Here is a 24,562-nt window from a genome sequence, read left to right as displayed (position 1 = left end):
GGCCAAATACCTTCGACGCCGCATCCGACGACTCACTCTATCTGAACCACAGTTCAATTCAGAACACCTATATGAATCTTCTTTCAACTAGCTCCCGATGGCCGGAACGAACGCTCGAATCAGACGGTTGCTCACCGACGAACTCGGGGAGTGTTGTGACGCGGACGTCGAACACCGACTCGACGAACTGGAAACGCTCGCCGAGACGGCGTTTCGTGACGACCGGACGCGACCGATATTCGCGGTGCTCGGCAACGAAACGAGGTATCGACTCGCGCGTGCACTCGTCGCCGCCGACGACGAACTCTGTGTCTGCGAACTCGAACCCCTCGTGGACGTGAGCGAGAGCGCGGTCAGTCACGCCCTCTCGGACCTCGTGGATGCCGGTCTCCTCGCCCGTCGAAAGGACGGAAACTGGCGCTACTACGCCGCAACGTCGCTCGCCGATGAGCTATTCTCGACGGCGGACCGCGAGGTGCGTTCCGCGTGAGCGGCGAACTTGCTTCGGAGGGCGACGCCCTCCCCCTCCTCGACCGCTACCTCACCGTCTGGATCGGACTCGCGATGATCGTCGGGGTCGCCCTCGGGGAGTTCGTTCCCGGCGTTGCCGACGCGCTCGATGCGGTCTCGTGGCACGGGACGAGCCTCCCCATCGCGGTCGGCCTGTTCGTGATGATCTTCCCCATCATGGCCGAAATCGAGTACGGGAAAATTCCGGAAGTGACGCGGACGGCGCGGGCGGAAATCGGCCTGACGCTCGCGTTCAACTGGCTCGTCGCGCCGTTTTTCATGTACGGCCTCGCCGTGTTCTTCCTCGACGGCTATCCCGACTTCGTCACCGGCCTCATCATCGTCGGCATCGCGCCCTGCATCGCGATGGTACTCGTCTGGAACGAACTCGCGGCCGGGAACGGGGAGATGTGTGCGGTCTGCGTCGGCGTCAACAGCCTCCTCCAAATCGTGCTGTTCGTCCCGTACGCGTTCCTCTTCCTCACCGTCCTCCGGGGGACGGCAGTACACGTCTCGATGGGACTCATCGCACGGATGGTCCTCGTCTTCCTCGGTCTCCCGCTCGCACTCGGTTATCTCACACAACGACTCGCGTTCCGAACCGTCGGGCGGGAAACGTACTACGAACGAGTCATCCCGCGAATCGGTCCGCTCGGACTGCTCGGACTGCTGTTCACGGTCGTCGTGATGTTCGCGCTGAAGGGCGAGTACATCGTCTCGAACCCCGGGCAAATCGTGCTCATCGCGGTTCCACTGCTCGTCTTCTTCGTCGGGGTGTGGACCGTCGCGTACGGACTCAGTGCGTTCCTCGGCTTCGACTACACCGAAAGCGTGAGCCTCGCGTTCACGGCCGCCTCGAACAACTTCGAGTTGGCCATCGCGGTCGCAGTCGCCGTCTTCGGTATCGGGAGCAACGTCGCGCTGGCGACCGTCGTCGGCCCGCTCATCGAAGTCCCGGTGATGCTGGCCCTCGTGCGGGTCGCGCTCGCCACCAAACATCGACTCTTCGACGGCCAATCGAGCGTTCCCGGCGAACTCCCCACCGACTGATCACGACGAACGAAAATCACGATTCTAACACCATGACCGAACCAACCACCCGATCCGACACCGAAACGGACGCTACTCGAAAATTCGACACCGAATCGGATCCCACCCGAAAATTCGACACCGAACCGAATCTCACTCGAATCGCCTTCATGTGCGTCCAGAATGCGGGGCGTAGCCAGATGTCGCTCGCGTTCGCCGAGCGCGAGGTCGAGCGTCGCGGCCTCGAAAACGAAATCGAGCTGTTGACCGGCGGAACATACCCGGCGGACCACGTCCACGACGTCGTGGTCGAGGTCATGGCCGAGGTCGGATTCGACCTCACAGACCGTACGCCGCGCGAGATTTCCATCGAAGAACTCCGGACGTGCGACTACGTGGCGACCATGGGCTGTTCGACGCTCGACGTCGGCGAGGTCGGCACCGACGTAGACGTGCGGGATTGGGCGCTGTCCGATCCCGATGGAAACGACGTCGAGCAAGTCCGTGAGATCCGGGACGAGATCGAACGGCGCGTGGCGGAACTGTTCGACGAAGTCACGGAGAAATGACGACGAAATAACGACGAGATAACGCGATCGGACGGGCGGACGAGCGAACGAACAGACGGGCGAACACGAAATGACGACGAGCGGACGAATGGACGAATGAAATGACCGCAGTTTCGAACGGTTTTCCGATAGGCTCTACAACAACCGTCCTTCGGCGACCGGAATCACTCGGCCGCCGACCTCGACGTCGATGACGTCGTCCGCTTTCGACGCGCGGAGGTGGAGGAGCGACGGACGGCCCATCTCGTACCCTTGTTCGACTCGAACGTCGATTTCGCTCGTATCGAAGTATTCGTGTTCGACCAGCCACGCCGCCAGACAGCCGTTCGAGGACCCAGTGGCGGGGTCCTCCGGAATGCCAGCGTAGTCAGCGAACACTCGCGCGTGGATGTCGTTTTCGTCCTCCGCTTCCGGCGCGAAGAGGACGACGTTGTGACCGCCGTACGGTTCGATGAACTCCTCGTAGTACGGCTCGTGGTTCGTCTCGGCCCGCCGAACCGCACCGAGCGACCGAAGCGGGACGACGAGCGTCGGCAAACCGGTCGAAACGATCTGGACGGGAAACGCGTCGTCCACGTCGCTCGCTTCGAGACCGAGAACCTTCGCGGCGAGGGAGTGCGGGACGGTCTCTCCGAACGTCGGTGGTACTTGGTTCATCCAGAACAATTCGTTGCCGTCCTCGTCGCGCTCGACGTGGACGGGGATTTGCCCGACACCGAGGTTGAGCGTGAGTTCGTCGGGGGAGTCGTCGCGGACGAACTCGCGGATCACGAACGCCGTCCCGAGCGTCGGGTGACCGGCGAACGGAATCTCCTCCGCGGGGTCGAAGATGCGCACGTCGTATCCGCCGTCCCTCGTTTCCGGCGAATCGATGAACGTCGCCTCGGAGAAGTTCGTCTCGCGAGTGATCTCCAACATCTCGTCTCCGGCCATCGACGCCGTATCGTGGACGACGGCGAGTTGATTACCCGCGTACTGTTCCTGTGCGAACACGTCCACCACGTGAAATCGGTTGTCCGCCATACGTAACCGTCTCCGCGGCGGGAGAAATTGGTTCCCATCGATGTTCCCCCGGTTCTCGGTGTTCCCTCTGTTCGTTCCACAATCCACGAAATTCGACCAGCGTGACCACCCACCTTTTTCGACCGGCGTGACCACCCACCTTTTTCGACCGGCGTGACCACCCACCTTTTTCGACCAGCGTGACGTACTTCGGTTGCCATGGGGGACATCGAATCCGTCCGAATGGACGACGAAGAGCGGGACGAATTTCTCACCAGCGGCGGAACGGGCGTCATCTCGTTTCCGATAGGTATCGACGAATCGCCGTACTCGGTGCCGGTGTCGTACGGCTACGACCCGACCGACGTCCACTTCTACTTCCGACTCGCGGTCGAGCAAGGCGGCGAGCGCGACGAAGTCATCGACCGCCCGGTCACGTTCGTCACCTACGACCACACGGACGATGGCTGGCGGAGCGTCGTCGTGAGGGGGGAGTTGGACGAGGTGGCGGAAGCGGACATCACTTCGGAGGTGGTACAGGGGGTGCAACGGGTCGATATTCCGCTCGTCGACCTGTTCGAACGCGATTCGCGCGAAGTGACGTTCGAGTTCTTCCACCTCCACCCGACGGAGATAACCAGTCGAAAGGAAGCGCTCACGGAGGGATAGAGACCGACGGCAGCCATCGACATCGATAGCTCCGTATGACCAGTGAGAAACTCGAAGCGTGTCCGTCAGGCTTCCTGTCGGACCTGAACCGTGCCGTCACTCTCGACCGTTACTCGGTACCCTGCGAACGAAAACGAGAGTTCGAGGTCGGCATCGTTACTCCTGACGACCGCGTTGAGGGCGTCGGGGTCGAGGAAATCGTACAGCGGTGGGAGTTCGTTTACCTGTACGTCCGCTCGATTCGCGACGGCGAGCACGACGCGCTGGCTTATTCGCTCTCCTGAACGCGATCCGTTCGTCGTTTCGTGGGGTGAGTTCGTGGTATGCATCGTTGGAAATGACCGACCGAGGTAGCTCGTATCCCGTGCCGGTCGTCGTATCCGTTTCTGAGGAGCGATGCCACCTGACAGCGTCGCCTCTCCCGAAAGGTTCGCTAGGAGATATCATTTGGCACACTCATCTCCGTACCCTCGTACGGTTCGAACATGGCAGTGAGCAACTTCCCCAATCCAGTCCAGAGGTGTTGACTGAAAGTCGGCTGTGAGACGTCCATCTTCGCTGCACATTCCGTCGCGGTACTCTCCCGCGGCCACGTCAGATACCCTTCGCGTGTCGCGATTTCCACTGCCCGCAACTGTTTGTCGGTCAACTCCGCCGTGAGATGTGCGTTTTGTGCTCGGTTCGAGAGCGCGGGAATGGTCCGCCCGAGCGTTCGTTTGGAGAGGAGTTCGGCGTCCTCGTATCGGTCGAAAAAACGGTTTACGACCCGCCGGACATCACTGTTCGGCGAGACGTCAGCGACGATGCGAGCGTGGCCTCTCTGGGCAGTCGCTTCGCGCACCACCGCACCGGTGTCCGCCAACGTCGCCGTGAAACACGGGTCAGTGACGACGAACTCCATCAACGTCGTGTCGGGGTGTTCACTCACGACGCGTGCATCGCGCACCGATGGGAGGTCATCGGTGATATGGAGGACCGTCTCGGGTCGTGCACCGTGAACGGTGAAAAATTCGAGCATGTTCCCGTCCTCCCGATGAACCGCACCCTCAGCGACGAGTCCGCAGTCCGCTCGCTCGGACACGGCGACGAAGAAACATCGCTCGTCGTGAAACGAGAAAACCAATTCGACGCTCCCCGTCGAAGACCGTTGGTTCACCATCCTATTCCGCTACGGGTGGAACACGATTATGCACTCTGTGTCCCTAGTGAACATCCATCATAGCACTCGTGTCGCCTTTCCGGAGTTCCGTGCCAGACAGTAACAATCTCTCAGTAAACTTTTGTCCGCCTGCTGTCTCGTCAGAGGTATGTTTCCCGAGGAACTCGAAACCGACCGCCTCCGGTTGGAGGCGATCACACACGACCGGGTGGACACCTTCGATCTCTACCGACACACGGCACACGACGCCCCCGATATCGAGGAGATCACCGAACATCTCTCGTGGACGCCGCACACGACGCCGAAGGAGACGAAGGAGTTCATCGATATGTCGGAGAAGAACCGCGCCGAAGCGGCCGGTTCGGAGTACATCATCCGACCCAAAGAGGGCGAGGACGGCGCGGGAGAAATCGCCGGTACCACCGGCCTAAACGTCAAGTGGGAGACGCGAACCGGAAGTCTCGGGCTGTGGCTCCGCAAGCCGTTCTGGGGGCGCGGGTACTCCGGCGAACGTGCATCAGTGCTGATGGAACTCGCGTTCGACCGCCTCGATCTCGAACTCGTCGCGGTCGAACACCTCGCGGGGAACGAGAAGTCACGCCGCGCCATCGAGAAGTACGTGGAAGCGCATGGCGGGCAGTACGACGGCATCCTCCGGAATCGGCACCCCGACGGCGACGTCGTTCGCGACGCACATCGGTTCACGGTGTCGCGCGAACAGTGGGCCGAGAGTCGAGAGTGAAGCGCCATGGTCGACCTCTTTCCCGAACGCATCGAAACCGAGCGGTTGGTGCTGGAGCGGATGTGCCGCGAGAACGTCGATATCGACGAGTTGTACTGGCTCTGCTCGCACCGTGAGGGAATCGAGGAGGAGACGGAGTTCCTTTCGTGGGACCCACATTCCACACCGAAGGAGACGTTGGAGTTCGTCGCGAAGAGCGAGGAGAACTGGGACGACGCCTCGGACGTGAGCTACGTCATCCGCCCGAAAGAGGGTGAGGACGGCGCGGGTGAAATCGCCGGGAACTGTGGTCTCCACATCGATTGGAAGAGACGGACCGGGACACTCGGTATCTGGCTCCGTAAGCGGTTCTGGGGACGCGGCTACTCCGGCGAGCGCGCTGATTCACTCATCGAAGTCGCGTTCGACCGTCTCGGCCTCGAACTCGTATCGGTGAGCCACAACGCCGGGAACACGAAATCCCGGCGCGCCATCGAGAAGTACGTCGAACGGTTCGGTGGGGAACACGACTGCCTGCTTCGAAATTGGGTTCCGATGGACGACGAAGTGAACGACGTCCAGCGCTACACCATCACGCGAGAACGGTGGAAAGCGAGCCGTGAGGAGGACGAATCGTGACCGAAGGATTCGACGAGCACGCGATTCGCCACCGCCTGAAATTGAAGAAAGATGCCGGACACAGTTCCCTGTTCGAAAATCGGGATTCCGTGGCGTGTTCGGTCTGTGGCGAACCGTTTTCGGAGGTGTTCGTCACGGAAGAGCGGGGGCACAGTTTTCAACCGACCGGGTCGATGCGTTTCTGCATCCTCCGCGACGACGACCGAACCTGCATGTTCACCCACGAATAATATGTGCCACGAGTAATCCATGCCGGGAGCACGAATCACGAGCGGTGAACGGGTCACGCTTCGGACGGTCGAGGAGGAGGACGTTCCGTTCGTTCAGCGCGCACTGGCGAACCCCGAACTCCGCTACCCGATGGGGAATCCGGTGATGAACCGGGACGAGGTTTCGAAACTTCACGAGGACGGCAGTGCGGACAGGTTCCTCGTCTATGTGAATGGAGAGAATAGAGAGAATGGAGAGGATGGAGAGAATAGAGAGAATGGGGAGGATGGAAAGAATAGGAGGGGTGGCGAAGCGGACGAAGTGCGGCGAATCGGCCAAGTGAACGTGATGGACGCCGACTACAAACGCCCCGAGATCGGCTACTGGCTCGTTCCTGCGGTGCAGGGCAACGGTTACGGGAAGGAGTCCGTCTCACTCGTTCTCGACTACGTTTTCCGGAAGTACGACACACCCGCCGTGGGTGCGGAGGCGTACGACTTCAACGAGGCGTCCCGCGGCCTGCTCGAATCCCTCGGCTTCGTGGAAGAAGGTCGCCGCCGTCAGTACATGTTCGTGGACGGAGAACACCGCGATATGGTACAGTACGGCCTGCTCCGTGAGGAATGGCGGGACCGCTGACGAGTGTGACGGTGAACGGAAAGTGGCGGGACCGCGAACGGGTGTGACGGTGAAAGGAAACGGAGAAAAGTTGGGGAACGGAACGAGCTGAGACGATGAAAGGCTGGGGAACGGAACGAATGGAGCGTCCGTCGTGTATCTTTTCAACCCCCCGCTCCTCCCTCCGACCATGTACGAAGTCGAAGTGAAGGTACGAGCCGACCACGCGGCGGTTCGGGAACGGTTGGACGACCTCGATGCCCACTCCGTCGGCGTGGTCACGCAGGAGGATTTCTACTACGACGCGCCCCACCGTGACTTCGCGGAGACGGACGAAGCGCTCCGCATTCGCCGTGAAGCCGACGACGACGATGCGGTGGAGGTCGTGACGTACAAAGGCCCGCTGGTGGAGGAGGAGTCGAAGACGCGCAAGGAACACGAAACCGTCATCGGCAACGGTGACACGGTGGACGAACTGCTCTCGGCGCTCGGATTCGAATCGGCCGCAACCGTCCACAAAGAGCGGGAACGGTACGAACTCGACGGCTACGTCGTCAGCCTCGACGCCGTAACCGGACTCGGGGAGTTCGTAGAAGTCGAAACGGAAGCGGACGAGGAGAGCGACGTCGAATCCGCCCGTGTGGGTGCCTACGATGTACTTCGTGAGTTGGGGTTGGACCCTGAGGAGCAGATCCGAACGTCGTATCTCGGATTGCTACTCGAAGGGAAGACGGGTGATGAGTAGCGGGTGTAGGGAAATGAGTAGCAGGTGTAGGGAAGGTGCAGGGAAGGAAGGTGCAGGGAAGGAAAGAGTGGAGAAAAAGCGAGTGAGAGAAGGAGTCGCTATGGGATGGGTAATCACCACTCGAAAATGAGTAACAGTAATCAAATCGGGGAGACGCGTTTCCGCAAGTTATAGAATCCGTGACCGTGAAACCGATATAATGACTGAGCGGAACATTCAGGTGGAACCTATCGACCGTCGGGCAGTCGAAGACCAGGATATCGAAATCGTGGAGCGGAAGGGAATCGGTCATCCCGACTCTATCTGTGACGGTATCGCGGAAGCGGTCTCTAGCGCACTCTCGCAGACCTATCTCGACCGCGTCGGCAAAGTCCTTCACTACAACACCGACGAAACGCAACTCGTCGCGGGGAGTTCCAACCCGCAGTACGGCGGCGGCGAACTCGTCGAACCCATCTATATCCTCCTCGTCGGCCGCGCGACCAAGGAGTACGAAGGAACGAAAATACCGACCGACACCGTCGCGCTGGACGCCGCCCGCGAGTATCTCAACGAGAACATCCCCGAACTCGAAGTCGGCCACGACGTCATCATCGACGTGAAACTCGGCGAAGGGAGCGGCGACCTCCAAGACGTGTTCTCCGAGGAGAGCGCGACGGTACCGATGGCGAACGACACGAGCTTTGGGGTGGGTCACGCACCACTCTCCGAAACCGAGAAGATCGTCCTGAACGCCGAAAGCCGCCTCAACGGCGAGTTCGCGGCCAATCACCCCGAACTCGGCCCGGACGTGAAGATCATGGGCAAGCGCGAACGCGACACCATCGACGTGACCGTCGCCGCCGCGATGGTGGACAAGTACATCGACAACCGTGAGGAGTACGACGCCGTCGTCGAGGAGGTACGCGACTACGTCCACCAGGTCGCCCACGAGTACACCGACCGCGACGTGAACGTCTACGTCAACACCGCCGACGACGACGAGAGCATCTACCTGACGACGACCGGCACCAGCGCCGAGATGGGTGACGATGGCTCCGTCGGCCGTGGAAACCGTGCCAACGGTCTCATCACGCCGAACCGCTCGATGAGCATGGAGGCGACCAGCGGCAAGAACCCCGTCAACCACATCGGGAAGATCTACAACCTACTGAGCACCGAAATCGCCGAAACCGTGGTGGCGGAAGTCGACGGAATCCGCGACATGCGGGTCCGCCTGCTCTCGCAAATCGGGCGGCCCATCGACCAACCGCACGTCGCCGACGCTCACGTCGTCACCGAAGATGGTGTCGAACTCGGCGACATCGAAGACGACATCGTCGCCCTCGTGGACGAGGAACTGTCGAACGTGACCCACATCACGAAACGCGCCATCGATGGCGACGTGAGGACGTTCTGAACGTACCGGTGACGTTTTGAACGAGTGGAGGACGTTCTAATCGGACGTTTGGCGGTTTTTATTTTGGTGAATCCACCGTCGATTGACACGTATCTCTTTGTCCCTTGGTGACGTACCTCAAATGATGGTGGGGAACGACGTTTCGGAATACGACGCACATCGAAGCAGACCGGTAACCGAGGAGAGCTATGGGATTCCCGACGACGAAGGGGAGATGCTTTCGTGGACGTTCGTCCGCGATGCGATGGCGGAGGACCAAAACTACTGGCTGTGCACGACGCGGCCCGACGGCCATCCACACGTTCGTCCGGTTTGGGGTGTCTGGGTCGATGACGCCCTCCACTGCGGCGGTGGCGAGCGAACACGTTGGGTGCGGAACATCCAGGCCGATTCCCGTATCGTCGCACATCGAGAGAGCGGCGAAGCGGTCGTCATCATCGAAGGCGTTGCAGAGCGTGTGACCGATACGGACCTCGAAGAACGACTCGACACGGCGTACCAGGGAAAGTACGGCATCCAGCACGGAACGCCGTTTTTCACGGTTCGTCCCAAAACCGTCTTCGCGTGGAGCGATTACCCGAACGACGCGACTCGATGGGAATTTGGATGACGGTGAGGCCGGAAGACGGAGTCGGTCTCGGGGGCAGATGGTAAAATCGAGTAAGATCGAGGATGGAGGGATGGTCGCGAGTGGCGGAGTAGCCGGGAGTGGCGGAATGGTCGGAAGTGGCGGAATGGTCGAAGGTGAAGAAATCGTCGAGAAGAGAGAAGTGAGAAGAGAGGAGAGAAGAGTGGCTGAGGGTGGTGGAGTGAGCGACCGGAAAGTGTCGACCCGTTACGAAGAAGACCGTTACAAGGTAGACCTCTGATGTATTCAGAGAATATTGTCGGAGACCCCACGTTGCCGCTGTAAGTGGGAGTTAAAGGCCGTGTTCTTCGGGAAACGGGGAAAATTGCCGATTGTAAGAGTTGGCCAGAGACGATATGATGATGGTAAAAAGTCATATAAGAGAACAACAACAACAATGGGCGAAGCAATAGGGTTATATACCTATTTTACCAACAATCCCCCGAGAGAGTCGCAAACCGGAACTAGCGACTCGGTCGCGGTTTGTCTACAGCTGAAATCGTGCTGTCGTTTTTGACCTATAGAGAGTATCGTTTCTCGGTACGTAGACAGTGTCTTTCGTGTTATCAGCGCCTGTCCCTGCCGGACCAGTGTGGACTTCAGATCAAACCGTCCCCCCGAAACCCCGCCCTTCCCCTCCACCACACACCCCCACACTTACAGCGGCAACGTGGGGTCCCCGACAAACGGATCAAACAATCGACGGAAACGCGCGTTTACAACGGCAGTCCAGGGTCGAGAGAAAAGAATTCCACAACAAAAGGTCAATATTCGCGGGAAACAGAACCTCTTCACCCCGTTTACAACGGCAACGCGGTGTCCATGCAACTCCCACCCAATCGATATCCTCCCTCGCATCAGAAACCTCGTGGCACTCGAAGAACAGTCCGATAACCAGAACACCGATGTCGGTCCGATCATCGACCATTCCGACTCTCAGTGTCGTTCCGATTCCGTCGTCATTCCGACCCTCAATGTCGGTCCGATTCCGTCGTCATTCCGACCCTCAATGTCGGTCCGATTCCGTCGTCGTCCCGACTCTCGATGTCGGTCCGATTCCGTCGTCGTTCCGAACTACTTCGCTGAATTTATCACGAAAGCTCGCCGAACTTACAGCGGCAACCCGGCCCGGTACGGTGTCGGTCCGTTCTTTTACGACGACGATCCGTGCTTTTACAGCGGCAATCCGGTCCGTTACAACGGCAATGAGGGGTGTAAAACAGCTTCGATACACCGTCTACCATCCTATCTCGATAATTACAGCGGCAGTATGGAGGTATGTTTAAATACCCTCACTCGACATAGGGTTCATAGATGTCCGAGTCAGTGGACTACTTTGGAGACGACACGGCTATTTTCAACGACAAGGAACTCCTTCAGGTCTCTCATCTCCCCGACGGCGACCGAATCATCGGCCGTGAAGACGAATTGCGACGACTTGGTACCGCGCTCCGGCCCGCGCTCAACGGCAACACCCCGAACAACATCTTCCTGTACGGAAAGACCGGCACCGGAAAATCCCTCTGCACGAAGTTCATCAGCCGACAGATGATGCAACGAGCATCGAAGAACGGGGTGAACGCTGGCTTCGCGTACATTGACTGTCTACAGGACTCGACTGAAACCCAAGTCGTCCAATCCGTCGCGGACCAACTCAACGACGAGGACCTCACCGGGACGGCCATCCCCGAACAGGGAATCAGCACCTCGATGTACTACAACCGGCTGTGGACCGTCCTCGAAAGCATGTACGACGTCGCCATCATCATCCTCGACGAGGTGGACAAACTCGAAGGCATCGGGGACACGAGCGGCGACACTGCCGGTGACAACCTCCTCATGAACCTCTCGCGTGCGAGCGAGGCCGGGAAGATCGACGCGTGCAACCTCGGCGTCATCGGCATTTCGAACAAGATCCGATACAAGGACGAACTGAACGAGCGCGTCAAAAGCAGCCTCTGTGAACGCGATTACGTCTTCCCACCCTACGACGCCACACAGCTACGCGAAATCCTCGAATCGCGCCGCGACGCGTTCGTGGACGGCGTGCTCGAAACCGACGTCATCCCGAAGGTCGCCGCACTGGCCGCCCGGGAACACGGCGACGCCCGCAAGGCGATCGACGTGCTCCGCTTCGCTGGCGAAGTCGCGGAGGAAGAGCGCGAGTCGTTCGTTCGGGACGCCCACGTCGACGTCGCACAGGAACGGGAGGGCGCAAACCGCATCTCGGAACTCATCTCCAAACAGCCGCCCCACGCGCGATACGTCCTACTTGCACTCGCATCGCAAGTCCAACAGTCCAACGACGACGAACCGAAGATTCCGAACAAGGTCGTCCAACACTCCTACCGACAGATCTGTGAACAGATGGATTCGGAACCCCTGAAGGAGCGTCGCGTCAGGGATTTGCTGACTGAACTGGAGTTCCTCGACCTCATCAAACAGGACCAGCGCGGACGCGGACGGGGGAAGGGCAAACACACGGTCAACAGCCTGTACGACGAACCCAAGCTGGTCATTCAAGCGTGCCAGAACGATTTCTGAAACGTCCTCGTCGGCCTCGATACGGGTACCTCCAACATTCACCACCGCCAAAGCGTCGAGGAAAATCCGGCCTACCGATCCGATTCAGCCGTCTCGTCCGCCGAACGTTCGTGGACCGTCATCAGAACGTCCTCTTTCGGTCGTGACGTGACCGTCGGGATCACCTCCAGGTTCCGATCCGAGGCGAGTTCGAGGTGATGGTTCTGATAGAGCATCGCCAGGATAAGCCGTGCTTCGAGCATGGCAAAGCGGTCGCCGATGCAGCGCCGCGGTCCCGCCGCGAACGGGAAGTACGCGAGCGGCGGAAGGGACCGTTGGAACTCCTTCGTCCAGCGTTCGGGTTGGAACGCGAGCGGGTCGTCGTACCACCGCGAGTCGCGGTGAACGACCCATTGGCTCATGAACACTCTCGCGCCCGCTGGGATCCGGTAGTTGCCGATTTCGTCGGTTGTCTTCGCCTCGCGAGTGATAAACGGCACCGGCGGGAGCAGTCGCATCGACTCCTTGACCACCTGTTCCGTGTACGTGAGTTCGGAGAGGTCGGCCATCGTCGGCGTCTCGCCGCCGAGCACCTCGTCGAGTTCCGCCACGAGTTTCGCTTCGACTTCCGGGTGCTGTGCGAGGAGATACGTCGTGTACGTCAACGAGACCGCCGTCGTTTCGTGGCCCGCAAAGAGGAGCGTGATCGCCTCGTCGTGGATCTGTTTCTTCGAGAGACCACCACCGTCCTCGTCGTCCGCGTTGAGCAGCATCGAGATGACGTCGTGCTCACCGGGGTTGGTGCGTTTCTCCCGGATGATTTCGTCGACGACGTCGTCGAGGGTCTCGCGAGCCCTGTCCATCCGCCACCTCGACGGTAGCGGAACGTTCTCCGGGAGCATGATGTTCGGAAGGCTGGAGGTCGCCGGAAGGAAGTCGTTGACCGCCGTCTCGATGTCCCCGACGTAGCGGTCGATGTCGACGCCGAACAACGCTTGTGCGACGACGCGCAGCGTCAACTCCATCATATCGTCGTGGATCGAACGGGTTTCGCCGTCCCGCCAGTTATCGATCGACGCATCGGTGAGGTCGGTTATCATATCGGCGTAGACCTCGATGCGGTCGGGGTGGAACGCCGGTTGAATGACGCGGCGGTTCCCCCGCCACTCCTCACCCTCACTGTTCAGGATGCCGTTTCCGGTCAGGGGACCGAGCACGCGCTGGAACTGATTTCCTTTCACGTAGTTCGTGTTGTTGTAGACGAGGACCTGCTGGATATCGTCGGGGTGGTTGAGTTGATAGACGTGCCCGTGGTGATCCTCCCAATGAACGACATCGCCGTACTCGTTCGCCATCCGCTCGCGGAAATCGAGACCGCCTAGAATCGCATGTGGTGCCGCGCCCACGACCGGGAGACCCGACGGTCCCGGTGGGAACGTACCGACCGCTGGTTCGTTGCTCATCTATTGAACGGACGCCCGCAACTCTATTGAGGACTTATTCTAACATGCTAGAATCATTTATAACGTCAACACCGTTTCACGCTATGGCCTCCGAAACGTTTCGATACGCCACCCTCGTGCTCTCCCGTGAGATATCCATCCCGGTATTCGACCGGTTCGACCGCTCGTCGGCCATCTCGATCGATTCCATGCGGTACATGAGTCCGGTCGCGGACGGGGAATACTTCGGCCTAACTGACATCAGCGGCGATCTTTCGGTCGCTGAGGAACTGCTGGAGTCGAGCGACGAAGTACTCCAGTACGACATCGCGGGCACCGACGAACGCGGCGTCATCTACGCTCATTACCGGAGCGACGGACCGATCGATGACCTGCTCAGCATCCTCTACCGCAACAAAATCGTCCTCGATTGGCCGGTCGAACACCGCTTGACGGACCGCGGACCCGAACTCAGGTTCACGGTCATCGGAACGAACGGCAACCTTCAGCGTGCGATCGATGACGTCCCGGATTTGGTGGATGCCTCGGTCACTCGAATCGGGCATCTCGAATCGAAAAGCGAATCGACGGCCGTGTTGACCGATACGCAAGCCGACTTACTCGACCTCGCAATCCGGGAAGGATACTACGAGGTACCGAAAGAAACGACCCAGCGCGCCCTCGCTGACCGTCTCGGTGTCACTCCGGGAACGATCGGTGACCGTCTCCAACGCATCGAACGTCGCGTCATGACCGAGTACGAACTGAACACCAATACGTGAGTCTTGACCGAGTACGCACAGAACACGGAGATGTGAGATGACCTCCGCGTCCGGCCATCCCCGCCCAACAAATTTTGTATCGTGGTATATCGTTTATTTCTCGTGAGCGTACCGGATTCCCAGCCACGCTTTGATACTGTCTCGCGTCGAACAGCTATCATGACCCGCGTCCAGGAGTTAGTCGAGTACCTCGCGGGGGTCGACTCGCTCGCGGTCGTCTGCCACGACAACCCCGACCCGGACTGCATCGCAAGCGCGCTCGCGCTTTCGGTCATCGCCGAGTCGAACGGTGTCGAGGACGTGGAACTCTTCTACGGAGGGGCGATTTCGCATCAGCAAAATCGAGCCTTCGTCAACCTGCTCCACGTTCAGTTGGACCACCTCGATACGTTCGACCCAGAGGAGTTCGACCGCGTCGCGTTCGTCGACCATTCCACACCGGCAGGGCATACCGAACTCGATGCCGTGAAGCCGGACATCGTCATCGACCACCACGCCACGGAGAATCCGGAGGCCGAATTCGTGGATTTGCGGGAGGATTACGGCGCGACGGCGAGCATCCTCGTCGAATATCTGCGCGACCTCGGTATCGAAGCGAACGTTCAACTGGGGTCCGCGTTGTTGTTCGCCCTCCACCGCGAGCGAATCGACTTCATTCGCAACCCCACGCCGCACGAGTACGAAGCCGCGCTGTACGTCTGTCGGCACGCCGACCTCGACCTGCTCGAAGAGCTCTACGGTGCGGCGTTCTCCCCGGCAACCGTGGATGCCATCGGCGAAGCGATTCGCAACCGCGTCCAGCGCGGGGCGACCCTCGCCACGTCGGCCGGTCGAACCTCGGAGCGGGATGCGCTCGCACAGGCCGCCGACTACCTGCTGAACGTCGAAGGCGTGGATACGGTGCTCGTCTTCGGCGTCGTCAACGGATCGGTCGAGATGAGCGCGCGGTCCATCGACCCCCGCGTCCACGCGGGGAACGTCCTCCAACAGGCGTTCGGCGACGTCGGAAGCGCGGGTGGACACGCGGACATGGCCGGGGCGCAGATTCCGCTCGGTCTGTTCGCCGACGCGGATGCCGACGACGACGACCTCGTGGAGTTCGCCTCGCGCCGCGTGCTGCATCGATTCTTCGACGCGCTGCATCTCGAACGGGGCGAAGCGTGAGGAGAAACCAGCATCTTAAACTTCGCCAATAACCGATACCGAGTATGAGCCTCGAAATCCAACACGAGTGTCCCGAGTGTGGAAGCGAACAGACGTTCTGGCGCTGTGCGAGCACGAACCTGCATCTCGGCGAGAAAACCAAGTGGCACTGCTCGGAGTGTGACTACGCGCTGGTGCGCATCGACGGTGACATCGATTCGGCGTCGGCGTAAGTCGAAGTCGATTTCCGTATTTTACTGTGTTTGACGGCGAGTGACGACGTTTCTCTCGACTATCGTTCGTCCGTCGATTCGGCCCAATAAATTTGATATCGCTATAGCAAATATGAATCTCCGAGCGCGAACACCCCCGCCACAACCGTCGTCTGTGGCGGGGGAGTTCCGACTGTGGTCATCTCCGTACGCGATGGGGCGGTCTCGTTGTGGATACCGTCGTGGCAGTGGTCGTCCTCTCGCGGAGTGCTCTCCCAGGGGAAACGTCCCATCACGTGATCGAATTCCCACCTGAAAGTACGGCCCGAGACTGGTGAACCTGCTATAGCCGGTCCTGTACTTAATCCACCGACGAAACGTCCATTCGTATATGCGATTCGAGCTAACGGAAGACCAACGCTCGCTTCGAGCGGACGTTCGCGAGTTCGCGGAAAACGAGATCAAACCGACGGCAAAAGGGTTGGACGGACAGGGGGAGTATCCGGGCGAAATACTCGACGAACTCGGGGCTCGACGATTGACCGGATTGACGCTTCCCGAAGAGTACGGGGGGCGTGGCGAAGGACTCGTCGAACTCGCTTTGGTCGTCGAGGAACTTTCGGCGGCGCTCATGTCGGTGGCCAGTACCCTCGGGCTTCACCTCGGCGTCGCAACGGTTATCGAGCGATTCGGGTCCGATGAGCAACGCGAGACGTTCCTTCCGGAGATGGCGACGTTCGAAACGGTCGGCGCGCTTGGGCTGAGCGAGGCGAACGCGGGCAGCAACAAACTGGAGATGGAAACCACGGCCGAACGACGAGGGGACGAGTGGGTCCTCGACGGCCACAAACAGTGGGTGACGAACTTCCTCGACGCCGACTACGTGCTCACGTACGCCAAAACCGGGTCCGACGAGGACGCACCGCACGACATCAGCGCGTTCCTCGTGCCGACCGAGGAGTTCGAGGTCGAGACGGTGTGGGAAACGCTCGGTGCAAACAGCGTCAAATCCCCACGCGTCTCGCTCTCAGATGTCCGCGTCCCCGCCGACAGGCTCGTCGGAGCGGAAGGTAATGGGTACGTCCAGCGCGGTCGAATCCGGACCGGCGTGAACGTTCCCGCCCGCGGCGTCGGTATCGCCCGTGCGGCCCTCGAAGACACGGTATCGTACACGAAGTCCAGGGAGCAGTACGGACAGCACATCGGTGATTTTCAGGGAGTACGGTGGGAGGTCGGAAGAATGGCCGAACGCGTCGATACCGCACGGTTGCTCACGCTCCGAGCGGCCGACCGTGCTGACCGCGGCCGCGACGTAACTCGGGAGTTCAGCATGGCGAAAATCAACGCGACACAGGCCGCGGTGGACAACGCGAACGATGCGATCCAACTCCACGGTGGCGTCGGATACACGACCGAGCATCACGTCGAGCGGTATCTCCGCGACGCGAAACTCCTCACCATCGCAGGTGGCCCGAACGAAGGCCACAAGAACACGCTTGCCGATGCGGTGTTCGAGCAACACGGCGACTGAGAGACGCTTCGACGGAGGGATTATTCCGACTGGGAACTATCGACCACGGGAGGAAAACGACGGATGACCGTGCCCGAGAACCCTGACGAAGCACTTCGTGTATCGATCGATCTCTGGTATCCTGACTGCTGGGAAATCCAAATCACGGACCGATTCGATGTGGGGTTTCTCGGGTACGGAATCTATGCGACCGGGGACGAGGTTTCGACACTCTTCACGATTTACGCGGACGAACGGGGGACGATTACGGACGCACTCGAAGCCATTTCCGGGATGGACCAGATACATTCGATTTCCGAAATGGCCCCGATGTTCCAGCGAACGACCGTCCAACCGCCGGGAAACGCGATACGCGAACTGCTCGTCGTTCACGATGGGAGAAAACAGATCAGCCAACCGTTGACGTCGCGAGGGTTCGTGTGTAGCGGCCCGATAGACATCCGTGACGGGCGGGAGTACTGGACCCTCGTGACGAACCACGACCGACGGACGGTTCAGGTGAAGTTCGACGAAGTTCGTGAGGAGATGGGTGCGGAAATCAACATCAGGGGAATGAAGCAAGCGAGTCGGCAGACGACCGTGAATAGCCTCCCGGTGGATCGACTCACGAAACGCCAACTGGAAGTGTTTCAACTCGCCCGCGAACGTGGATACTACGACTATCCGAGGAAATCGTCGGCCGGAGAGTTAGCGGACGAGTTGGATATCTCCACATCGACGCTCCACGAACACCTCCATAAAGTCGAAGCCACCCTGCTCGGGCAAACCAACGCCACATAGCTCTCTCGAAGCCGTCTCACGAAATCGAACGGATCAGTCCGCCCTATCGTTCACAGACAACGGACGCGTTGTATCGGCCGACTTGCGTTCCGTTGTCGTACAGTTCGACCCGGAGTTGTCCCGCGAGCGGACGGTGCCAACGTACCGTCCCCATCCGGTCGCGTTCGGTGCGTCGCGTTCCGGATACGCCCGAAACAGCCGCTTTCCATCCAGCGTCGCATCGAGTTTCGTGACGGTGGCGCTCCTGTTCCATTGGGTCATGAGCATCACTTTGGTGCCGTCCATCGTCGGCTTGACGACCCACGCCGCACCGTCGCTCGATTCGTTCGTGACGGTACAGGGTTTCGCCGTGGGCGTCGTCGTTCGGTCCGTCGTCACCGAGGTCGTTTGGCCTGTCGCCGTCCGATCCGTGGATCCAGTGGCCACGGGGGACGTCGTCGAGGCGGTCTGCGTCCCCGTGGTCGACGTCGAACCGAGCGTCGCACCGTTACAGCCCGCGAGAAGCAAGAGGAGGACTAAACAGAGGGGTTTCAGGACTCGTTTCACCCATCAGTGAAGGAATAATGAAATCATATATCTTGTGATCTGATAGCAACCACAGTCGTCGGAAACCACGTCCCTCCTTGCGAAAACGGCAAGCGACATCCCGTCGAACCGACTTACTCGTCCAACGCCTGCCACGAGAGCCGCAGGTTCCGCGCGGCGCTCGCTTGATCGATTCGCTTCGCGGTCGTTTTCCGGGGTGCCGCTTCGAGGACCTCGTCGTCCTCCCGGGCGACGGCGTTGAACGCCTCGGCGAGTTCGTCCAGCGTTTCCCGGTTCTCGATTTCCGTCGGTTCGGTCATCAGCGCCTCGGAGACGATTTCGGGCCACTTCGTCGTCGGTGGGTGAACGCCGTAATCGAGCATGCGTTTCGCCACGTCCGCCGCGTCCTGATCGCCCGCACTGGCGACGAACTCGTGGTGGAACGGCGTGAACGGCACCTCGTACTCTATCTGCGACCCGAGGTAGTTCGCGTTGAGGACGGCCTTCGCACTGGCGTCGCTCAATCCTTCGTCGCCGAGTCGGGCGATGTAGGCGTAGGCTTTGACCAGCACGAGCCAGTTACCCGTGAAGCCGTGGACCTTGCCGATGGTGTGTTCGGGGTCGAACCGTTCGTACCCGGATTCGGTTGCTCGCGGCGTCTCGCCGCTCGCTCGTCCTCGAGGCGCTTTGCGCCTCGCAGTCCCGCACCCGCGGGGCGGGCAGGAACGGGGCCAACTTTTCGCCGACGCCGATAGGTCCGGCGCCGGGACCACCGCCGCGTGCGGGGTGGCGAACGTCTTGTGGACGTTGTAGTGCATGATGTCGAAGCCCATGTCTCCCGGACGGGCACGGCCGAGGAGCGCGTTCAGGTTCGCACCGTCGTAGTAGAGCAGGCCGCCCGCGCCGTGGACGATTTCGGCGATTTGCTCGATGTCGCGCTCGAACAGGCCGAGCGTGTTCGGGTTGGTGAGCATGAACAGCGCGGTGCTGTCGCCGGTCGCGGCTTCGAGTGCCTCGATATCGACGCGGCCGTCGTCCGCGCTCGGGAGTTCGACCACGTCGTAGCCACCGAGCGCCGCGCTCGCCGGGTTGGTTCCGTGGGCGCTGTCCGGGACGATGATTTCCGTGCGCTGGTCACCCTCGCCGTTCGCCTCGTGGAAGGCCTTCGCCACGAGGATGCCGGTGAATTCACCCGCCGCGCCTGCGGGGGGTTGGAGGCTGACCGCGTCCATCCCACCGATCCGGGCGAGGTAGTCCTGGAGACCGTAGAGCAGTTCGAGGGTTCCCTGCACGCTGTCCTCGGAACGGTCGGGGTGGACGCTCGCGCCGGGGAGCGCCGCCACGTCCTCCGTGAATTTCGGGTTGTACTTCATCGTGCAGGAACCGAGCGGGTACGGCCCGCTGTCGATGCCGTAGTTCATCTGGGACAGTCGGGTGTAGTGGCGGGCCAACTCGGGTTCCGACAGTTCGGGCAAATCGAGGGATTCACGGGTCAACTCGTCGGGGAGCGAGGATTCGATTTCGACCTCGTTGCCGTCCTTTTCGGACAGGAGCGGTTCGTACAGGTCCTCCTCGTCGTGTTCCCACTTCGCTTGCGTGTAGTTCATTAGTTTGCCACCTCCTCGAACAGCGTGACGAACTCACCGATGGCGTGTTCGTTCACGTCGGTCACACAGACCTGAATCTCGTGTTCACTCACTTCGTGGACGGCGAAGCCGCGTTCCTCCAAATCAGCGACGATTGGGGGTGCGGGTTGGTCGGTGTGGACGACGAACTCGCGGAAGTGGTGGCGGTCGTTGACCGGTGCTTGGACGCCGTTGATGTCGTCCAGTCGCCCCGCGAGGTCGTCGGCCAGCGTGACGCACTTCTCGGCCAGTTCGACCAGTCCGGACGAACCCAGATACCCGATGTGCATCGCGGTTCGGAGCGCGACCCACGCCTGGTTCGTGCAGATGTTGGAGGTCGCACGCTCCCGGCGGATGTGCTGTTCGCGCGTCTGGAGCGTGAGGGTGTAGGCGCGGTTATCATCGCCGTCTTCGCTGATACCGATGAGTCGGCCCGGCACCTGCCGGACGAACTCCTCGCGCGTGGCGAACAGTCCGAGACCCATCCCGTAACTCGTCGGCAGGCCGAGCGTCGCGGCGTCGTGGACGACGACGTCCGCACCCCGACGGCGGCGGGTTCCTGCAACAGCGCGAGCGCCACGGGGTCGGTACCGAGACAGAACAGTGCGTCGTTCTCGTGTGCGATGTCGCCGATTGCCGCGAGGTTCTCCTCGATGGTTCCGCGCGTCGTCGGGTTCTCCGCGTAGACGAGCACGGTGTCCTCGTCGATGGCCTCGGCGAGCGAATCCACGTCCACGTTCGCGTCGTCGGTCCCGTATTCGTCCACGACGAGGCCCGGCCCATCGATGTAGTTTTCGAGGACGCTCCTTCGCTCGGGAAGCAAGGAGTCGGGAACGAGGACGCGGTTGCCGCTCGTCTTTCGGACGCGGGCGGCGAGCAGTGCCGATTCGGCCAGCGCCGTCGCGTGGTCGTACATCGAGGCGTTGACGATTCCCAGACCTGTTAACTCGACCAGCATCGACTGGTATTCGAACAACGCTTGCAGGAACCCCTGCGTGATTTCCGGTTGGTACTGCGTGTAGGAGGTCAGAAACTCCGACCGATCCGAGAGGTGATCGACCAACGAGGGGACGTAGTGGCTGTAGTGGCCGCGCCCCAAGAACTCCGTCAGGTTTCGGTTTTCGCCGAGGGTTCGTTGTAGTTCCCGGCGTGTCGCCTGCTCTGTACGCTGTTGGATGCCGAACTCGCCGTCGAAGCGGACGGGATCGGGGATGTCGAAAAGCTCCTCCTCGCTTTCGACCCCCACCGCGTCGAGCATCGCTGCGGTCTCCTCGGCCGTGTGCGGTGCGTACGGGCTGCCCGCACTCGCGTTGCCTCCGGTCATTGAGTCGGGCTAGGGAGTCCACCCTTTTAATATGAGAGGAAAGCCGACGCCCGTATTGCACGAGCTTGCACACTTATCGCGACTGGGTGCGGAAAGAAGCGGAAAAGTATGCACGACAGAGCAAATATCTACGGTATACGTCCGCATTGCACACTGCAGCGCTCATCCGTGCTACTCGTCGTGACCGGTGCCGTCGCTACTGTCGGACGAAAACGGTGAGAAGTGTGGTGCCGTCGTTACTCGATCTGCTCGCGGTACTCGTCCGCGGACAGCAGGTCGTCGAGTTCGCTCTCGTCGTCCAGTTCGACTTCGAGCATCCATCCGTCGCCGAACGGGTCGTCGTTGACGAGTTCGGGAGTGTTCTCCAACTCCTCGTTCACGTCGGTGACAGTGCCCGAAACGGGCGAGTAGAGGTCAGAAACCGCTTTGATGCTCTCGACGACGCCGAGGTCGCCGTTCTGTTCGAGTTCGTCACCTTCGGACGGGAGTTCGACGAAGACGACGTCGCCCAGTTCGTCCTGCGCGAAGTCGGTGATGCCGATTCGGCCGGTTCCGTCGGTTGCTGCTACCCATTCGTGCGATTCGAGATATTTACGGTCTTCTGGTACTTCGAAGCTCATTATTTGTCTTTCAGAAACGGTGTGCTCTCAATCTTTGCTTTCTTCGACTGTCCGCGCACCATCACCCGGATGACGGTTCCGGGGTCGGCGTACTCGGTCGGAACGTAACCTAACCCGATCGGTTCCCCGAGCGTCGGACTCATCGTCCCGCTCGTAACCGTCCCGATGATGGTGTCCTCGGTGCTGGTGATGTCGTACCCGTGGCGAGGGACGCCCCTGTCCACGAGTCGGAAGCCGACGAACGTCTCCTCGACCCCGTCCTCTTTCGCCGCTTCGAGCGCGTCACGTCCCACGAACTCGGTATCGAGTTTCACCGTGAAACTTACTTTGGCCTCGTACGGGTTTCGGGGGTCGTTCTCGTAATCGAAGTCCTGCCCGGAGAGGAGGAATCCCATCTCGGTTCGGAGCGTGTCGCGCGCGCCGAGCCCACAGGGCTGACAGTCGAACGCGTCCCAGACCGTCTCGGCCTCGTCCGACGGAAGGATCAGTTCGAATCCGTCCTCGCCCGTGTATCCGGTGCGGGCTATCCAGCACCGAACGTCCTCGACGGTGGCGTAGGTCGCCTCGAACTTCGAGAGGTCGGCCACGGATTCGGCGGTGTCGTCGTCGACGGCACCGATGACCGCATCGGCGGCATCCGGTCCTTGGACCGCGTACATCGCGTAATCGTCGGTCGCGTTGCGGATTTCCGCGTCCAAGTCCCACTCGTTGCGGAACCGTTTCCAGCGGTCGTGCATCTGTTCGTCGTGACCGGCGTTCGGGATGAACAGGAACTCCGCATCGTCGTCCTCCGGTAGGCGATAGACGACGGTGTCGTCCATGATGATACCGTCCTCGTCGGTTATCATCGCATACTGGGAGTCACCCGGAGACAGCAGGGTCACGTCGTTGGTCGTCAATCGTTGCATGAGGCGCTCGGCATCGGGTCCACTGACCTCTATCTCACCCATGTGAGAGACGTCGAAGATGCCGACGGATTGCCGGACGCTTTCGTGTTCTTTCGTTATCGAATCGAACTCGACAGGCATGTCCCAGCCGCCAAATTCGGTAAACGTCGCGCCCCGCTCGTCGTGTCGGTCGCGCAACGGCGGTTTCCGAAGGGGCATACCCCAACCCTCGAAGCGAAGGAAGTAATGTTTTGGTTTCTCCCCCGGGGCTGCCGGTGGGTGTTAGAACAGTTCGGTGACGGTTTTTACGCCGGTTCGACGACTATCTGCCCGTCGCGTTTCTTGAACACGAGTCGGTCGCCCTCCTCTACCTCCACACCTGCTTCCTCGAACTCCTCACGAACCGCTTTGATGAGACTGATTCGCCATCGCTGTGTCACCGTCGTCGTGCCGAGTATCTGCTCAGTCATCTACTCCCCCCAAGGCAATCGGTATTGTTATGGATTCTTAGCTATTTCGACTAGATAGTCACAAATGACTATTTCGACACTGGCGATGGTCCGCCGAGCACACGATTCCGATGCCGTGAGCGTTCTCGTCCGCGGGCGGCGCGCGCCGCTCGACGACTTCGATTCCGTCGCAACGTTCGATGCGGGCGCTATCGCCATGCACGAATGGAAACACACCTACCTGCCGTTGTACGTCACGACTCCGACGAGCAGCGGACGAGTACGAGCGCGGTTCGACACGCGAACCGTTCCGGACGCCATCGAACACGTGAAGCAGTTGCTCTCCAAGCGGGACTTCGAGGGGTTTTGGCTGCGCTATCACGCGGGGCTCGTGAACTGCTGGCACGAACGTCGTGTCGCCCACCTCGAAGCTCGGTTCGCGGCCATCGCGGCGGAAACCGCCACGACGTTCGTCACGTGGACCGACGAGACGACGAGCGCAAACGAGGCGATTTACGACGAGATTTACGAGGGAGTCATCGAGTCCTGAAGCCGGGTGAACAACTGCGTCGGATCACCCTCGACGTCCGTACTCCCGCATTCGGAACACTGGACACAGAACGACCAGTCGAGCGGCGTGTTTTCCGCGCCCGTTACGCGGGCGGCGAGGTCGAACAGCAAAACGAACGAATCGGAGTGTCCACAGTTCTGGCAATTCATGGTGGCAAGGCCGACGGGTACGTTCACGATGTCGGCCATCTCGGAATGGGTCCGTTTCCGTATTTGAACGTTCGGGAGACGGGGAGTCCTGTTCCGAGGAC

At 60.5% G+C, this 24,562-nt stretch carries 29 protein-coding genes and 1 pseudogene; 19 read left to right on the top strand and 11 right to left on the bottom strand.

Annotation, left to right across the window (positions count from 1 at the left end; genetic code table 11):
* The first annotated feature begins 97 nt into the window (after positions 1-97).
* From A4G99_RS08665 to A4G99_RS08655, 3 genes are all read left to right on the top strand, one after another.
* On the top strand, positions 98-490 hold the full coding sequence (locus tag A4G99_RS08665; RefSeq protein ID WP_066141980.1) for a metalloregulator ArsR/SmtB family transcription factor: 393 nt from the start codon (positions 98-100) through the stop codon (positions 488-490).
* Entirely contained in the window at positions 487-1,560 is a 1,074-nt protein-coding gene (arsB, locus tag A4G99_RS08660) for an ACR3 family arsenite efflux transporter (RefSeq protein WP_223301776.1), read from the top strand. Before A4G99_RS08665 ends, arsB begins: the two co-directional genes overlap by 4 nt.
* A gap of 149 nt (positions 1,561-1,709) precedes the next feature.
* Positions 1,710-2,108: a low molecular weight phosphatase family protein gene (locus tag A4G99_RS08655; protein ID WP_223301802.1), complete on the top strand. Its 399-nt coding sequence runs from the start codon at positions 1,710-1,712 to the stop codon at positions 2,106-2,108.
* Positions 2,109-2,243: 135 nt separating this feature from the next.
* Here the strand turns inward: A4G99_RS08655 and A4G99_RS08650 are convergent, their stop codons facing one another.
* Complete coding sequence (locus tag A4G99_RS08650) at positions 2,244-3,131, bottom strand: PhzF family phenazine biosynthesis protein (protein ID WP_066142479.1); 888 nt, start codon at positions 3,129-3,131, stop codon at positions 2,244-2,246.
* Between the two features lie 198 nt (positions 3,132-3,329).
* On the opposite strand from A4G99_RS08650, the gene A4G99_RS08645 reads away from it, so the two are divergent.
* On the top strand, positions 3,330-3,779 hold the full coding sequence (locus A4G99_RS08645; protein ID WP_066141972.1) for a pyridoxamine 5'-phosphate oxidase family protein: 450 nt from the start codon (positions 3,330-3,332) through the stop codon (positions 3,777-3,779).
* Between the two features lie 65 nt (positions 3,780-3,844).
* Here the strand turns inward: A4G99_RS08645 and A4G99_RS08640 are convergent, their stop codons facing one another.
* Together A4G99_RS08640 and A4G99_RS08635 are read right to left on the bottom strand one after the other, a co-directional pair.
* Positions 3,845-4,108: a HalOD1 output domain-containing protein gene (locus A4G99_RS08640; protein ID WP_066141966.1), complete on the bottom strand. Its 264-nt coding sequence runs from the start codon at positions 4,106-4,108 to the stop codon at positions 3,845-3,847.
* A 104-nt stretch (positions 4,109-4,212) separates the two neighbouring features.
* Positions 4,213-4,938, bottom strand: coding sequence for a bacterio-opsin activator domain-containing protein (locus tag A4G99_RS08635; protein ID WP_066141962.1), 726 nt, complete (start codon positions 4,936-4,938; stop codon positions 4,213-4,215).
* Between the two features lie 148 nt (positions 4,939-5,086).
* Between A4G99_RS08635 and A4G99_RS08630 the strand changes: the two genes are divergently transcribed.
* From A4G99_RS08630 to A4G99_RS08590, 9 genes are all read left to right on the top strand, one after another.
* A complete protein-coding gene (locus A4G99_RS08630; protein ID WP_066141958.1) occupies positions 5,087-5,680 on the top strand; it encodes a GNAT family N-acetyltransferase in 594 nt (197 codons plus the stop codon).
* A gap of 6 nt (positions 5,681-5,686) precedes the next feature.
* Entirely contained in the window at positions 5,687-6,298 is a 612-nt protein-coding gene (locus A4G99_RS08625; protein WP_066141955.1) for a GNAT family N-acetyltransferase, read from the top strand.
* A complete protein-coding gene (locus A4G99_RS08620; RefSeq protein WP_066141952.1) occupies positions 6,295-6,528 on the top strand; it encodes a flagella cluster protein in 234 nt (77 codons plus the stop codon). The genes A4G99_RS08625 and A4G99_RS08620 overlap by 4 nt, the downstream gene beginning before the upstream one ends.
* A gap of 19 nt (positions 6,529-6,547) precedes the next feature.
* Positions 6,548-7,147: a GNAT family N-acetyltransferase gene (locus tag A4G99_RS08615; protein WP_066141949.1), complete on the top strand. Its 600-nt coding sequence runs from the start codon at positions 6,548-6,550 to the stop codon at positions 7,145-7,147.
* Between the two features lie 169 nt (positions 7,148-7,316).
* The gene (cyaB, locus tag A4G99_RS08610; protein WP_066141946.1) at positions 7,317-7,871 is read left to right on the top strand and encodes a class IV adenylate cyclase; all 555 of its coding nucleotides are present in this window, start codon (positions 7,317-7,319) and stop codon (positions 7,869-7,871) included.
* Between the two features lie 199 nt (positions 7,872-8,070).
* Positions 8,071-9,270 carry a methionine adenosyltransferase gene (locus A4G99_RS08605; RefSeq protein WP_066141944.1) on the top strand — a complete coding sequence of 400 codons (1,200 nt, stop codon included), beginning with the start codon at positions 8,071-8,073 and terminating at the stop codon, positions 9,268-9,270.
* 124 nt (positions 9,271-9,394) lie between these two features.
* Positions 9,395-9,880: a pyridoxamine 5'-phosphate oxidase family protein gene (locus tag A4G99_RS08600; RefSeq protein ID WP_066141941.1), complete on the top strand. Its 486-nt coding sequence runs from the start codon at positions 9,395-9,397 to the stop codon at positions 9,878-9,880.
* Between the two features lie 70 nt (positions 9,881-9,950).
* The gene (locus tag A4G99_RS08595) at positions 9,951-10,139 is read left to right on the top strand and encodes a hypothetical protein (protein WP_150123067.1); all 189 of its coding nucleotides are present in this window, start codon (positions 9,951-9,953) and stop codon (positions 10,137-10,139) included.
* Positions 10,140-11,212: 1,073 nt separating this feature from the next.
* The gene (locus A4G99_RS08590; protein WP_066141935.1) at positions 11,213-12,442 is read left to right on the top strand and encodes a Cdc6/Cdc18 family protein; all 1,230 of its coding nucleotides are present in this window, start codon (positions 11,213-11,215) and stop codon (positions 12,440-12,442) included.
* 71 nt (positions 12,443-12,513) lie between these two features.
* Here A4G99_RS08590 and A4G99_RS08585 read toward each other — a convergent pair whose 3' ends face one another.
* Positions 12,514-13,884: a cytochrome P450 gene (locus tag A4G99_RS08585; RefSeq protein WP_066141932.1), complete on the bottom strand. Its 1,371-nt coding sequence runs from the start codon at positions 13,882-13,884 to the stop codon at positions 12,514-12,516.
* Positions 13,885-13,967: 83 nt separating this feature from the next.
* Between A4G99_RS08585 and A4G99_RS08580 the strand changes: the two genes are divergently transcribed.
* From A4G99_RS08580 to A4G99_RS08565, 5 genes are all read left to right on the top strand, one after another.
* Positions 13,968-14,645 (top strand): helix-turn-helix domain-containing protein, encoded by a 678-nt coding sequence (locus tag A4G99_RS08580; RefSeq protein ID WP_066141929.1) that lies wholly within the window; start codon positions 13,968-13,970, stop codon positions 14,643-14,645.
* A gap of 159 nt (positions 14,646-14,804) precedes the next feature.
* A complete protein-coding gene (locus tag A4G99_RS08575; RefSeq protein WP_066141926.1) occupies positions 14,805-15,809 on the top strand; it encodes a bifunctional oligoribonuclease/PAP phosphatase NrnA in 1,005 nt (334 codons plus the stop codon).
* 44 nt (positions 15,810-15,853) lie between these two features.
* A complete protein-coding gene (locus A4G99_RS25860) occupies positions 15,854-16,021 on the top strand; it encodes a hypothetical protein (RefSeq protein ID WP_190303724.1) in 168 nt (55 codons plus the stop codon).
* 370 nt (positions 16,022-16,391) lie between these two features.
* Positions 16,392-17,531, top strand: a complete 1,140-nt coding sequence (locus A4G99_RS08570; protein ID WP_066141923.1) for an acyl-CoA dehydrogenase family protein — start codon at positions 16,392-16,394, stop codon at positions 17,529-17,531.
* A 63-nt stretch (positions 17,532-17,594) separates the two neighbouring features.
* Complete coding sequence (locus A4G99_RS08565) at positions 17,595-18,311, top strand: helix-turn-helix domain-containing protein (RefSeq protein WP_066141920.1); 717 nt, start codon at positions 17,595-17,597, stop codon at positions 18,309-18,311.
* Between the two features lie 33 nt (positions 18,312-18,344).
* Here the strand turns inward: A4G99_RS08565 and A4G99_RS08560 are convergent, their stop codons facing one another.
* From A4G99_RS08560 to A4G99_RS25855, 6 genes and pseudogenes are all read right to left on the bottom strand, one after another.
* Positions 18,345-18,857, bottom strand: a complete 513-nt coding sequence (locus A4G99_RS08560) for a hypothetical protein (RefSeq protein ID WP_223301775.1) — start codon at positions 18,855-18,857, stop codon at positions 18,345-18,347.
* Between the two features lie 113 nt (positions 18,858-18,970).
* Positions 18,971-20,443 carry an aminomethyl-transferring glycine dehydrogenase subunit GcvPB gene (gene gcvPB / locus A4G99_RS08555; protein WP_082837737.1) on the bottom strand — a complete coding sequence of 491 codons (1,473 nt, stop codon included), beginning with the start codon at positions 20,441-20,443 and terminating at the stop codon, positions 18,971-18,973.
* Positions 20,443-21,785: pseudogene (gene gcvPA, locus A4G99_RS08550) on the bottom strand (aminomethyl-transferring glycine dehydrogenase subunit GcvPA). The gene gcvPB and the pseudogene gcvPA overlap by 1 nt, the downstream one beginning before the upstream one ends.
* Before the next feature lie 236 nt (positions 21,786-22,021).
* Positions 22,022-22,405 carry a glycine cleavage system protein GcvH gene (gene gcvH / locus A4G99_RS08545; RefSeq protein WP_066141916.1) on the bottom strand — a complete coding sequence of 128 codons (384 nt, stop codon included), beginning with the start codon at positions 22,403-22,405 and terminating at the stop codon, positions 22,022-22,024.
* A complete protein-coding gene (gene gcvT / locus A4G99_RS08540; protein ID WP_066141913.1) occupies positions 22,405-23,511 on the bottom strand; it encodes a glycine cleavage system aminomethyltransferase GcvT in 1,107 nt (368 codons plus the stop codon). Before gcvT ends, gcvH begins: the two co-directional genes overlap by 1 nt.
* An 86-nt stretch (positions 23,512-23,597) precedes the next feature.
* Complete coding sequence (locus A4G99_RS25855; RefSeq protein WP_190303723.1) at positions 23,598-23,762, bottom strand: hypothetical protein; 165 nt, start codon at positions 23,760-23,762, stop codon at positions 23,598-23,600.
* Between the two features lie 64 nt (positions 23,763-23,826).
* On the opposite strand from A4G99_RS25855, the gene A4G99_RS08535 reads away from it, so the two are divergent.
* Positions 23,827-24,291, top strand: coding sequence for a hypothetical protein (locus A4G99_RS08535; protein ID WP_066141910.1), 465 nt, complete (start codon positions 23,827-23,829; stop codon positions 24,289-24,291).
* Here the strand turns inward: A4G99_RS08535 and A4G99_RS08530 are convergent.
* Positions 24,267-24,500, bottom strand: a complete 234-nt coding sequence (locus A4G99_RS08530) for a hypothetical protein (RefSeq protein ID WP_190303722.1) — start codon at positions 24,498-24,500, stop codon at positions 24,267-24,269. The genes A4G99_RS08535 and A4G99_RS08530 overlap by 25 nt on opposite strands.
* Positions 24,501-24,562 lie beyond the last annotated feature (62 nt).

Source organism: Haladaptatus sp. R4 (genome assembly GCF_001625445.1).
Taxonomy (GTDB): domain Archaea; phylum Halobacteriota; class Halobacteria; order Halobacteriales; family Haladaptataceae; genus Haladaptatus.
This window is presented reverse-complemented; position numbering and strand designations above follow the sequence as displayed.